The 13,543-nt window shown below is 56.5% G+C and carries 7 protein-coding genes; all 7 read left to right on the plus strand.

The features are described from left to right. The first annotated feature begins 110 nt into the window (after window positions 1-110). Genes DTL42_RS03465 through DTL42_RS03495 form a run of 7 tightly spaced genes read left to right on the plus strand, consistent with a single transcriptional unit; the run spans window position 111 to window position 13,273 of the window. Window positions 111-1,250, plus strand: coding sequence for a squalene--hopene cyclase (locus DTL42_RS03465; RefSeq protein WP_114367286.1), 1,140 nt, complete (start codon window positions 111-113; stop codon window positions 1,248-1,250). A gap of 36 nt (window positions 1,251-1,286) precedes the next feature. After that, window positions 1,287-3,689 (plus strand): BatA domain-containing protein, encoded by a 2,403-nt coding sequence (locus DTL42_RS03470; RefSeq protein ID WP_114367287.1) that lies wholly within the window; start codon window positions 1,287-1,289, stop codon window positions 3,687-3,689. A 13-nt stretch (window positions 3,690-3,702) separates the two neighbouring features. Next, the gene (locus DTL42_RS03475) at window positions 3,703-6,177 is read left to right on the plus strand and encodes a hypothetical protein (protein ID WP_234824057.1); all 2,475 of its coding nucleotides are present in this window, start codon (window positions 3,703-3,705) and stop codon (window positions 6,175-6,177) included. Continuing rightward, a complete protein-coding gene (locus DTL42_RS03480) occupies window positions 6,174-7,847 on the plus strand; it encodes a DUF4175 family protein (protein ID WP_114367288.1) in 1,674 nt (557 codons plus the stop codon). Before DTL42_RS03475 ends, DTL42_RS03480 begins: the two co-directional genes overlap by 4 nt. Next, entirely contained in the window at window positions 7,844-11,242 is a 3,399-nt protein-coding gene (locus tag DTL42_RS03485; protein ID WP_114367289.1) for a hypothetical protein, read from the plus strand. The genes DTL42_RS03480 and DTL42_RS03485 overlap by 4 nt, the downstream gene beginning before the upstream one ends. A gap of 60 nt (window positions 11,243-11,302) precedes the next feature. Then, window positions 11,303-12,334, plus strand: a complete 1,032-nt coding sequence (locus DTL42_RS03490; RefSeq protein ID WP_114367290.1) for an AAA family ATPase — start codon at window positions 11,303-11,305, stop codon at window positions 12,332-12,334. 30 nt (window positions 12,335-12,364) lie between these two features. Then, entirely contained in the window at window positions 12,365-13,273 is a 909-nt protein-coding gene (locus DTL42_RS03495) for a DUF58 domain-containing protein (RefSeq protein ID WP_114367291.1), read from the plus strand. Window positions 13,274-13,543: the final 270 nt, after the last annotated feature.

Below are 13,543 nucleotides of genomic sequence, written 5' to 3' on the forward strand. Positions count from 1 at the left end.
ATTACCTCGCACCGGGGCATAGATTAGAAAGAGACGCCGTTTGCCCTGCTATTTTTCCTTGCCCAGGGCTGACTTTACCGGCTATCCCTAATCTAAACTTCCCATACATCATGCACGTTTCCAAAATCCAGCTAGCCGTCCTTTGCCTGGCGTTTTCAAGCTTGCTCGCAACGCTGGCCAGGGCAGAAGGCCCCTGGGAGGTCACCCCGCAAAGTACAGCGGCCCTCCAGCGCGGTCTCACTTGGCTGGCAGAAAACCAAGGCCCCAACGGCGATTGGGAATCGGACGACTTAGGGCTGATCGGTATGGGGGCGTTGGCTTTCATGGCCGATGGGCACGCCCCGGGACGCGGTAAATTCGGACAACCACTCGACCGCGCGCTCAATCGCATTCTCTCTAGCCCTCGTCCCTCTGGGCTATTGAACGTTGCTGATCCACAGCGCGACATGTACAACCATGGGCTCACCACGTTCGTCCTTGGCCAAGCCCACGGCATGACGCACGACACGCGTATTAATGGGGTTCTCGATCGCGCTCTAAAACTCATCGCCTTCACCCAGGCCGAAGATGGCGGCTGGGACTATCGCGCCGTCCGCCGAGAAAACGGGCACGACTTGAGCTTGGCTGTGATGCAAGCCAAAGCGCTGCGAAGCGCCATGGATACCGGGATCGAAGTCGCTCCGGAAGTGGTCGACCTGGCGATTAGCAGTGTGCGCGAGCATTACAGCCCGGAAGGTGTTTCGCGAGATGCCTCGGAAGTGGAGCAGCAGAAGTACCCTGGCCAGTTCACTTACACAAGGCACGGCGGCAAGGCTTCGCTGGCCATGGCCGCTGCTGGGGTGGTTTGCCTACAAGAGTTTGGCCAATACGACGACTGGCGAATCCAAAAGAACATGGCCATCATTCACGCCGAGATCGCCAAACTGAAAGAAAAAGAAAACCGCCAGAACGGCCGCTTGCCGTTCGATGCTTACACCCTCTACTATGTCGGCCAGGCCCTCTATCAAGTTGGCGGCGAAGACTGGGAAAGGTCGTATCCGATCTTACGAGATGCCGTCGTCGAGTCGCAAGTCGTCCGCCCTGGCAACCTTCGCGAAGATGGCCACTGGAATGCCGGCGCCCACGTCGGTGGCAAACCGGGCGACCTCTACGGCACGGCGGTTGGCTGCTTTATCCTGGCGATGCCCAATCGTTATTTGCCGATCCTGCAGGAAGGACGAATCGAGTCCTTTCAGCATGAAGTACCGTAACCCACGGGAAATCCCTTAGGAGAACTCAGCCTTTCCATGTTTCCCACGTTCGTAGCCTCTGGATTTGCGATTGCCGGCGCCGTGATGATGCTTGGCCCTGCGTTGATTCACTTGTTGAATCGAAATCGCTATCGCACGGTCCAGTGGGCGGCGATGGATTTTCTGCTGGAAGCCATGCAGACGAATCGCCGCATACTGCGTATCCGCGACTTGCTGCTGATGATCCTCCGTGCGGCCGCGCTGCTGTTGTTTGGGCTAGCCTTAGCTCGCCCCTACTTTGCTTCGCCCACCGATAACCCCGCATCCGCCGCCACATCGCGACCACCGCATGCGATTCTCGTCATCGACAACAGTCTCAGCAGCACGCTGGAATCGATCTCTGGTTCGGTCCTCGACCAGGCAAAACAGCAAGCTCGCCAGTTTGTCGAAACCCTTCCGGCGAATAGCCGAATATCGATTCTACCGCTATGTGGCAGCCAGTCTCAGCGAATTTCCGATCCTTTCTCGTCTCGATTAGATGCCGTCGATGCGATCGATAAAGTCGCCGCCACGCATGGGGCCGGCGAATTGTCCCATGCGTTGAACCAAGCACGTAGTTTGGCGGAAGCAACCGCTTCGCATGCGCCGAATGTTGTGATTTTCGGCGATCAACAAGCCGCCCAGTGGCAACGTTTGGCCCGCACCAATCCTCCGGAAGAAGCAATGCCGGTGCTGGTCGTTGGCAACGAGAGTCCCCCGCCAGATAATGCCTGGATCGAGGAGTTCGGTTTACCGGATGGCCTGGCCGAACTTGGGTTGACTTCACGGTTCGTCGCGACGATCGGCTACCATGGCAAGGCGCCTCGCAGTAACGTACCGGTAACGTTGAAAGTGCGTGGCAACGAAATCGAAACGAAATTTGTCGACTTCCCCTCGGGTGATTCTACCCATACGCTTTTCTTTGATTACGTGTTCGATCCGATGGACATCGATCCGACTCGTAACACGTCCATTCCGATTTCCATTAGCCTAGCAGGCGACGCCCTTACGGCAGACGACTCGCGGTCGTTGGTCGTTCCTTTGATTGCGGCAACGCCGGTTGTCTTCATCGACCAGTGGAGCGAAGCAGAAGAATCGCCAGACTTAGGCCGTGTCGGCGATACTTGGACTCTGCGTCAATTGCTCAGTCCCAAGTCGGATTCAAGCCGTGCAGAACAACACTTGATCCGCGCGATTCACCTTTCCCAGCGCGAAGCTGAAGGCGAAACGCTGCGTGCCGCGCTGCGGGATGCGCGTTTGACGATCGTTTCTGGAATCGAAGCACCTTCGGCTAACCTGGTCGATACGCTCCATTCTTACGTTCGCCAAGGGGGGCAACTGGCAATCGCCGCGAGCGACACTTTCAATCCGGCGGCCTGGAACGACGTTGCTTGGCGTAACGGTCAGGGGATCTTGCCTCGCCCTTTGCGTAACGAGACGATCGGGCACAGCCTCGACGAATTGTCGGAAGACCTGCGTCCCTTTCGGATTGCCTCGCCTGGGTTACTTGACCATGCCTACTTCCAGATTGCCAACTTAGACGAAAATCAATTGCTCGACCTTTACACCGATGCCCTCTTTTTCAAAACAGTTGTCCCTCAAACCGAAGCGTCCAGCGCCGCATCGCCCCCTCGCGACGAAGAACGTTGGCTTAGTTGGTCTCCACCGGTAAGTCAGCTACCCACCAGCGATGTCGCCAGCACCACTTCCTCGGCAGTGGCAACGACGATTGCCCAGTTTGATAATGGAATTGATTTCGTCGTCGAACGTAAAATGGGGCAAGGAAAAGTTGTTTTCTTCAGTTCCGGAGTCAGCAGCAATTGGTCTACCCTGCCCAGCACCAATGCCGTGTTGATCTTCGATCGCGTTCTCCGCAATCAACTTGCCTCTACGTTTCAACGAATCAACTTCACTGTCGGCGAAACGGCCCTGCTGCCGCTCCCTGCCGGAGCAGGCGATGCCAACGTGCAAGTAGAGTCACCTGGTAGCGGTGTGGTGAGCTCGGTTCCCCCTCGCTTTCTTAATGACACCACTCGGGGCGTCTTGCTCGATAACCTCAACACGGCTGGCCTCTACTGGCTGTCCGATCGAGCGATGGCAGATCCGCTATCCCCTTCAAGCGAGACTTCCTCACGCTATCGCATTCCCATCAGTGCGAAACCGGTAGCTTGGGAATCGGAATTGGTTCGCCTCGATCAACAAGCATTTGAAGCCCTGGGCCTGCCCGGTCAATTTCGCTGGCAAGCGTCGACCGCGTCGCTTACGAACGCGGGGCTACACTTATCAGGCCACTCGTGGTGGCAATGGCTGATCTGCCTGGTGATTGTCTTACTGCTGGCCGAAATGACCATCGCCGCTACCCCGTCGTGGTTATCCTGGCTAGTACGGCGTAAGGCAAATGGCGAGGCCTCGGCCTCTTAACGAAAAGGGTTTCATGATTTCCCAGGTTCTAGGTTGGTTGTTCGGGACACGCGACGTCGAATCGGTCGACGGCGTCAGTATTTCCTTTGCCGCATCCTGGGCGGAAGATCCAACCTGGCTGGTCATTGGCTGCCTGGCGGCTGTCGGATTTACCTTTTGGTACTACACTCGTATCCAAACGGGGCTCACCCTTGTCCCCGCTGCAGCCTTAGCGGTAACGCGGGCATTGATCTTGGTTTTGCTGATCGTCACATTGGCCGATCCCACAATCCGGCTAACTGCCAGTCGGCTGCTTCAACCGGTGCTGTACTTGGTGTTTGATGGCACCGAAAGCATGGACATCCACGACAACTTTCCTCCGGACGAACTCGCCGCCTTAGCCGAGGCAGTCGGCAGCGAAAGCCTCGGCAGCCAACCCCAATCCCCCGCGCTAACACGCCAGCAGTGGGTGCAGGCGTTTCTCAAAAAAGGAAATCAAAATCTGCTCGCCGAGCTTCAAACGATGCATAACGCTCAACTGGAATGCTTCCTTTTCGATGGCGACTCGACCAGTGTCGCTCGGCGCATTACTGGCAATACGTCCGATGCCTCGCTAACACCCAATCAGATCGCCGCTGAGTTAACCACGCACGGCAAGGTGACCGCTCTGGGGGAACTCGTCAACGACCTCGGCAATCAAGCGACACGTCGCCTAGGCGGAATGGTCCTCTTCAGCGATTTCGCGCACAACTCAGGCCTCGCACCACTTGGTTCCAGTGGGCCGAACGAACCAACACCGCTTCAGCGTCTGGGTGTGCCAGTTTACACGGTTGGCATCGGGGCGGTTTCTACGCGTGATATTCAAGTGGAAGTTCAACCACCGCTGAAAATGAAAAAGGCGGAACGCTCGACCATTACGGTGCGTATCAACCAATCAGGCGTGACCGGGGAATCTGCCCAGGTCACCGTCACCGCGCAGTCTCTGCAAGGAGAAACAACCGGCCAAACCGCAGAGCTACAAGAGATTGTCGTCGGCTCGCAGCTTGTTACGTTTGACTCGTCGATACAATACCTAGAGTTTCCCTTTATTCCGCAGCAATCGGGAAGGTTTCTGATCTCTGCTGAGGTCGATGTCTTGCCCGGCGAAGTGAGTGAGCAAAACAATCAGTCGTCGCGGGCCGTCAACATCATCGACGACTATATTCGTCTGACTTACATCGAAAACGAACCAACCTGGGAATGGCGTTTCGTTAAGGAAGTCTTCCATCGTGATCGTTTGGTTGGCATGGAAGGTTTTCGCACTTTTCTCCGTTCCGCAGACCCGAAGGTACGTCAATCCAATCCGATGTTCCTACCCACGCTGACGCCGCAGCGCAGCGACTTCTTTGCTAACGATGTGCTATTTCTGGGCGATGTTCCCTCGGAAGCCCTCAACGAACGTTTCTGCCGTATGGTGAAACAATTTGTTGGGCAATTCGGTGGCGGGCTGGTCGTTATCTCGGGGCCGAACAATGGGCCCTCGCAGCTTATCGATACCGAAATTGCCGACATGCTGCCGGTGAAGCTCGATCGCTCTCTGTCCCTTCGCTCGGCTCGTCCCTTTCACTTGCAAGTCACACCGTTGGGCAAACAAGCCGATATCATGCAACTCGGCAATGGCCTCTCCAGCGATCCCCTCTCGCCTTGGGATAACCTCGGCGAGTTACCGTGGTATCAACCGGTGCTGGGGGTTCACTCGCAAGCCAACGTCTTAGCTCAGCATCCGTCCGATGTTTGTGCCGATGGCAAGACGCCCCAGCCGATTATCGCCACCCGTCGCTACGGCAACGGCGAGGTTATTTACATCGGCTTCAACGAACTATGGCGGATGCGGCGGATCTATGGCGAAGTTTATTATCGCCAGTTCTGGTCGCAGATTATCTCGCGTCTTGCGCTGAGCCATGCCCTGGGGAGTCAAAAACGTTTCGTGCTTTCCTTAGATCAAACCGAATACCAGGTCGACGACCGTGCGTTATTAACCGTCGAAGCTTACGACGAGAACTTCGATCCTCTCACGACGAACAATCTGCCCGCAGAAGGATTGCAAGCTCTGGTTTCCTTGGGGGACACGCCCGGCGTACAGCCTCTTTCAATCAAATTAAACGAAACACGTCCAGGACGTTTTGAAGCTCGTGTTCCTGTTTACGAAGCGGGGCACTACACGGCCAGAGTGATCGACCCGATCAATGGTTCACCGAGCGAGATCCGCTTTGATGTGGTCGGAGCCTCTGCCGAGCAGCGCAACCCGGCCCGCAACTTAGCACTGCAACAAGCGATGGCCAACTCCACCGGCGGTGCGTCTTACGAACTGTCCGAGGCCAGCCAATTGGTCGACGATTTAAAATTGCAGCCGGTAGCCGAAGAAATCTCGCGCAGCTTTCCGATCTGGGGCACACCGCTCTGGTTTGTCGTAGTGGTTGCGTTGCTCTTGGCCGAGTGGATTGCCAGAAAGCGAGCGAACCTGGCATGAGCACCACCCAACTGCACAGTTTGAAGTTGCAAATAAAACGTCTGCGAGATGCCCGCGATAGCCTTCGTTTGGCAACAGCAATTACGGGTGCATTTTTCTGGCTCGCTGGCGTGCTGCTGACTTGGTTTGTGCTTGATTACGGCTTAAATCTAAGTTCGCTGCACCGCTTGCTGACGATGCTTATCAGCTTGCCGGTGTTGGCCTACGGACTCAGTCGTGCGTTTTTGGCTTTGCGTGGCTGGGGTGCTTCACTGATTGAAACAGCGATCACCGTCGAACATCGCCACGGTCTCGATGGCGACTTAGTCGCGGCAATTCAATTCGAACAAGGCCAGGCGATTGGTTCCCCTGAACTGCAGCAAGCCGTGGTCGATTATGTTTCGCAGCTTAAACACGAGATCAATGTTTTTGATGGCTTTGATTTCACCCCGGTTCGCAATCGCCTAGTTGGGGTGGGGCTAATTCTCTTTCTGTTTGCCGGGGCTGCATTCGTTGCGCCACGCTACGTAGGAACGTTCTTCCAACGTTTGGCGATGAGCAACGCCAGCTATCCCACCCAAACAACCATCGCCTCGATCGAACTCAACGGCAATCCGATTTCCCTCGAGGCAGCCTCCCAGGCTTCCACTCTCGGCTTTGGTAGTCCGCTGGAACTGCGCATTGCCTGCCAAGGCGTTTTGCCGCAAAGTTGTCGTCTAGTCATTACCGGCCCCCAAGGAGGCACAACCCAGGCCGTCCTTCAACCAGAAGTCACTCAGCCCCACGAGTTCCATTATTCCGTTCCCCGCTTGATCGAACCGATTCGCTATCAAGTGTTTGCCGGAGATGCCAAGACGCCGGAGCTTTCGGTCGAGATCATTCCGCTTCCAACCATCAAAGTTGAACTCGCCGCCACGCCCCCCGACTATGCCCAGAACATTCAACTATCGAGTTCTTCTTCGTCCACCCATTTAGCCGTGCTGGCTGGTAGTGACGTCACGCTCAACATCATCGCCGACCGTCCGATCGATGCTCCCACGCTCACACTGCGGCGTGGTTCGAGTGAAATGCAGGAAGAACTCGTACCGGTGGGAAGCTCAACCACCAATTGGCAGCTTCCTCCCGCGTTCGATCCATTAAATCAAATCCAAGAGACCATCGCCTACGAGCTTACCGCGGTGGACGAGCATGGGCTTTCCCCTGCTACGCCTGTCCGGGGAACGATTCGCGTCGTTCCTGATCGCGTTCCCAGCGTGTCGCTCCGCACCATTCATCATATCGTCTTACCTTCGGCGTCGCCGGTCCTACACTATCGAGCCACAGACGACTTCGGCTTGGCCACGCTCAGCTTACGTTTAGAAATCAGGCGTGGCGATTCAGCCCCACGCATCGTCGAAGTCCCGCTTCGCACTTTCGCTGCTAAATCGCCCGTTCAAAAGAATCTGGCAGGGGAATATGCCCTCGACCTTGCTCCTTGGCAACTGCAAGTCGGTGACCAGGTCGAGATTGTCCTGCAAGCTTCCGATTTTCGCGATAATGCCGCACGGCAACGTGGGCAAAGCGAGCCGCTGCATCTAGAGATTGGTGACGAAAGCAACGTGCTCGCAGCCATCGCCGAGGCAGACAAGCAATCGGAACAAATGCTGAACCAGTTGATCGAACAACAACTTGGCCTGGGAGAATCGCGATGACCTGGATCACAAAAACCGGTTCTCTCTGTCTGCTAGTTGTGGCCTTGCTACTTTGGCCTGCGTATCCGGTTCTGGGGCAAGATTCAGAAACGGGCACGCTGCGTCGCCAACAGTACACACAGCAACAAGCCCAGTCCCTCACTCGGCAGTTAGTCTCTCAAGTACTCGATCTTCAAGCGGCCCAGCTCAAGCAAAACGGGCTCTCCGAAGTTCCGATCTATCACGATATCGTGCAGATGCGTGCGAACCTGGACGACTTAATCAGCGACGAGATGCAGGGAGTCGTACAAAAGCTGATGGTTGCGCAGCAAGCCGAAGGACAGGCTCGGGTCGAAGCGATCATCGCTGCCCGGGACGAAGTTCGCCACGTGCTGTTGGCATTGATGGCCGAGCGGCAACGTTTGTATCGCCGCATGCGTCTGGCTCGGCTGCATGCTCAAGTTCGTGAGTTGATTTCGGTCCAGGAACAAGTCACCACACAGACGCGTGAGTTACCCAGCTTGCCGATGGAATCGCGCGACGCGGTCGCCTTGGCCAATCTCTCTCGCCAAAAAGACGCCGAGGGAATGTACCGGCAACTGCAAGACGTTCTGACCGAAATGCGGGGCTGGGGAGGTTCTTTAGCCGCTTCCGCAATCGCAGGCGAACAAATCTTAAGCGATACCAACGCCAGCGAAGAGATCTCTTCCGCCCTACAAAGCATGCATGAAGGACGCTACTCGGGGGCTGCGGTGCATCAAGATGCCTTCGTCGCGGCATTGTACAAGGTGCTTGAAGACCTGCAACAAGCGCAAGGGTTGGCCGATAGCAGCCTAGAATCGGTGGCCAACGCGATCGAGAAGCTTCGTGACGAACAGAAAACCTTACAAACCGAAACGAAGCAAGCCGAACTCACCCCTGAACAAGCCGATCAGCTTTCTCAAAAGCAGGAGGTGATTCAGCGAAAGCTGGAAGATCTGGCCAAGTCGCTCGTCAACCAACCTGAAATGTCTCAACCGGTTGCCGAAGCGATTCAGTCAGCCGCCGAAGCAGTCGACAAGCTTTTTGAAGTCAACCAAGAAGCTGCCGTCGACAAACAAGAAGAAGTCCTGACGAAACTCGATTCGCTCCAAGAGCAACTCTTGGAGCAAGCGGTTCCTCCAAATGTCGCCAGCGCCGACCAGCGTTCCAAGCAACTCGCCGCGTTGGAAGAAGCCCAGCAAAACCTAGCAGCCGCCCTGGAACAGCAAACCAACGCTCAGCGACAGTTCGCTCAAACCCCAGAGCAAACCGCTCCGATCGCTCAAGCAGAGCGCGAAGCGGGGCAGAAGCTAGACGCTGCCGCCCAAGCCGAACATCTGCCAGATGCCGTCAAACCGATGATCGCGGAAGCAAAAAAGCAAGCCAATCAAGCCGCTGCAGCGGCCGAGGCAGCCGACGCCGGAGCTTTCCCGGACGCTGCCAACAAGTTACAAAACGCCACCGCAGCGACGCGGCAAGCACTCGAAAACGTTGCTTCAACCCTGGCCGATGCGCGGAGGCAACAGTTAGCCACCACCATCGGCGAACTCGCCCGTGCCGCCGAAGCCCTCGACCGGGCCTCGGCAGCCCAGCAAGAGATTACCCGCGATGCCGTCCAAATTGCAAACGATCCACAACAAGCTCAGACTGAGAATGTCGAAGCGCTAGCGCGTACCCAAAGCGATATTGCCGCCGTGGCAAACCGCGTGGCGGAAGGGACCAAAAACACAGCCCCACAAGCCGCCGAAACTTTAAAGCAAGCTCAAGATCAAATCGCGCAGTCCAGCCAAACCGCCACGGCAATGTCGCAGCAGCAACAATCGCCCCAAGCAACCGGCCAACAAGCCCAGCAACTTCAAGCTCAATCGAAGCAGGCACAACAACAATTGAAGCAAGCTGCGAATGCCTTGCGTGAGGCTGCCAAGCAAGCCGCCAACCAATTGGCCGATACTGCCGACCAGCAGCTAGGACAGATCGATTCCGTTGACCAAGCCCTCGGCAACCTCCCTTCAAAACAAGCCGCGCCAGCCAAACCCGCTCAACTTGCATCCCTAGCCAACGAAGCCGGCATGATCTCGCCCGAAGCAGCGGCGCGACTTCGTCAGTCACCATCCGAGCGTTCTCCCGGCCAATCTTCTGACAGCACTACGGCGAACGGGGCGGCCAACAAAAATAATCCCGGACAAGGATCAACCAATCCGCGGAACGACACTTCAGGCGAAACGTCTGCGGCGCAAAATCAGGTTCAACAAGCTCGGGCCGAACTCGCTGGGCGTCGGCAGCCGATCGCCGCCGACAAGAAAGCCGCCGCCGAGCTTGCTCACTTGCTAGACAACATCAGCGACTCGAGCGATCGCATTCAGGAACTCTCGGAACAGTTCCTAGCCCAATCCGAAGCGACGAAAGACGCCAAAGAACCGACAGCCAATGAAGCTCAAGAGCCAGCGGATTCCCAGCAGCCAGAAGATGCCCAACCGATGCCCGGCACCGCTGCCACGGATCAAAACGCAACACAACCGCAGGCCGCGTCAAACCCTGTCGCCCAGCAGTTGGCCGATGCGATGCGTCAATTCGCCAATTCACAGCGGCAAGCCACACAAATGGCCGCCAGCGCGGCCCAACAATCGCAGATTGCTAACCAACCGGTTCGCGAGGCACTCCATACCGCTTCCCGGTTGCCGATACCCCAGTCTCCCTTGGGACAACAAAGCGGCAAGCCGACGCGTGATGCCAAACAAGGATCATCGTCTCCTCAACCCGGCGACTTAGCCGACCAACCGAACGAAAGCACCGCAGACCCAAGTAGCCCCGGGGAAGCCTCGACAGGCTCGAACTCGCAAGCTGGCGAAGCACACCCCAGCCACGGTCCCCAGCAGATGGCCGGGATGGGCAACTCGATGGTCTCTCCTACTCCGCAGGTTACCGCCCAAGCGATGGCCGGTTCCCAGGTGATGGATTCACTGTGGGGACAAATGCCAGAACTGCTTGCCGACGGCGATTCGTCCAGCCAACAGGCCGCCACAATCGATCCCCTGGGCATGGCCGCGCCAGCTTCGGCAATGCTCGACAATCCGACCTCCTCGCAAGCGAACTCCCCCACCGATGCCGTCGCCAGCAAGGCGATGCAAGGGCAAAACACCAACGACCAAGCCTCGAACTCGCAAGCGACCGGCTCTACCGAGGCGGCCTCAGGCAACGAGGCGAATCCGGAAGAAGCGCCCGGCAAGGGTTCTGGCAGCAATAGCTCGAATCCGGCGGCCCGTTCGTTCGAGCAAGAACCTTGGTTTACCAAACTTCCCCCTGGCGTTCAGCAATCGATTCGGGCCAGCGTGCGACGCTCGCCCCCGCCCGGCTATGAAGAAAGATTGCGCCGCTACTTTGAACAAGTCGACTAACTAAACTCGCATCCAAACGCAAAGCTTTCCTCGCTTTCCGCTCGTTGAGGCACCCAAGTTATGGCAAATGATCCAATCTCTCAAAGCGACGTCGCCGCCGTGCAAGCGTGTGAAAACGCCTATGGCAAACTGCGTGACGAGTTATCCAAAGTCATCGTCGGTCAGGCCGATGTGATCGAGCAAGTTCTCGTGGCGATGTTCGCCAAGGGACATGCCTTGCTCGAAGGCGTGCCTGGCCTGGCCAAGACCCTGCTGGTCAGCTCGCTGGCCGAATCGCTGCACTTAAGTTTCAAACGAATTCAGTTCACCCCCGACCTGATGCCAAGCGATATCACCGGGACCGAGATCATTCAGGAAGACTTGGAAACGAAAAAACGGCGTTACGAATTCTTGGAAGGGCCTATTTTCGCCAACCTGATTTTGGCGGACGAAATCAACCGTACGCCTCCGAAGACGCAAGCCGCGATGCTCGAGGCCATGCAGGAACGTCAAGTCAGCGCCGGCGGAACGATTCGCAAACTGCCCGATCCCTTCTTCGTGCTGGCCACGCAAAACCCGCTGGAACAAGAAGGCACTTACCCGATGCCGGAAGCCCAGCTAGACCGCTTTCTGTTACACATTCGGGTCGACTACCCCACCGGGGCCGAAGAATGGGAAATCGCCCGCCGAGTGACCGCCGGAGCTCAAGAATCGATTTCCGCTTGCATGACTGGGCAGCAAATCGCGGAGTTCCAGCAGTTAGTTAAGCGTGTGCCGGTTAGTGATCAGGTACTTGGTTACGCCTGGGCATTAATTCGCGCCACCCGCCCTGGCACGCCAGAGGCCCCCGAGTTTGTGAATCAGTGGGTCGCTTGGGGAGCCGGGCCACGCGGTTTATTAACGCTGGTCACGTGTGCTAAGGCGCGGGCCATTCTGTACGGGCGTTATCATGCCAGCATCGGCGATGTACAAGCGATGGTAAAACCGGCGCTGCGTCATCGCCTGGCTGCCAATTATTCAGCCCAGGCCAACGGCTATACCAGCGACAAGTTAATCGAGATGCTCTTAGCGGAGATCTCAGCAGAAAAAACGTATGCCTGCCCGGCAGCGTAACTCGATGAACCGAACGGATAAGGTGAGCTTGTGAGTAGCGGCGTCCTATCGCGATATCTCGACTACGAATTCCTGCGGCAACTTTCCGGTCGCTCGCTCGAACCGCGCGGCTTGGTCAGTGGCAATTTGGCTGGTGGGCACAAGTCGCCTGCGTCCGGGTTCGCGGTTGAGTTTTCGGGGCACCGAGAATATGTCCCCGGTGATGATCCCAAGCATATCGACTGGCGGGTTTTCTTTACGCGCGATAAATACTTCATCAAGCAATACGAGATGGAGACCAACTTTGTCTGCCATCTGTTGCTCGATATCAGCAAGTCGATGCGCTACGGCGAAGAGAGTTCGCAGAAGATGCTCTTCGGTTCGCGGCTAGCCGTCAGCCTGGCCCATAGTATTGTGCGTCAGGGAGATAAAGTTTCGTTCACCACGTTTGATACCAAGATTCGTGGCCATATCCCGGCCAGCAACGCGTTGCCGCAAATCATCCGGATGTCGCAGCACCTCGACGAAACGGCTGCCGACGATACCACCGACCTGCATGCCTGCCTTTCCGAATTCAGCCAACGCATGGCCCGCCGCGAGATCGTGATGATCTTTAGCGACTTCTTCGGCGATCTGACTAAGCTAGAACAGGCAATTCAACGTATCCGCTTCAACAAGCACGACGTCGTTCTGGTCCAACTGATTCACGATCACGAACTCAACTTCAACCTCGACGGCATGACACGGTTTGTGGGGCTGGAAGTCGATGCTCAGCAAATTGCCCAGCCGGCTGACATTCGTCAGGCCTATCTTCAAGCGGTTGGGCGATTCAATGCCCAATTAGTCGATATCGCCACGCGGAACAATTGCGATCACCTACTGGCTTGCACCAAGGAGAATCCCGGTGCGATCTTCTGGGAATACCTTAACCAGCGCAGCCTCCAAAATCGCCGAATCTAATCGCCCGTGAATCGCTTGCAGTTTCGCGCAGAGATTTCACCAAAATTTCTAACTCCACCCTCTCTGTGGCCTTCTTGTGGCCAACTAAGCGATACAGCGGGCAACAAAGGTGCAGTTGGTACTTCTTTTAGTCATTTTTTCGTTAAGGGTGCAAAAAGTTACATTGACAACAAAGGTAAGATAGTCATCATTAAGGAGTACGCCAGGTAACGCCAACCGTCCACTTGGCGGAGTCTCGCAAGGACCGGCAGGATCACCATGTCGGCCTGG

The organism is Bremerella cremea (genome assembly GCF_003335505.1).
In the GTDB taxonomy this organism is placed as follows: Bacteria; Planctomycetota; Planctomycetia; order Pirellulales; family Pirellulaceae; genus Bremerella; species Bremerella cremea_A.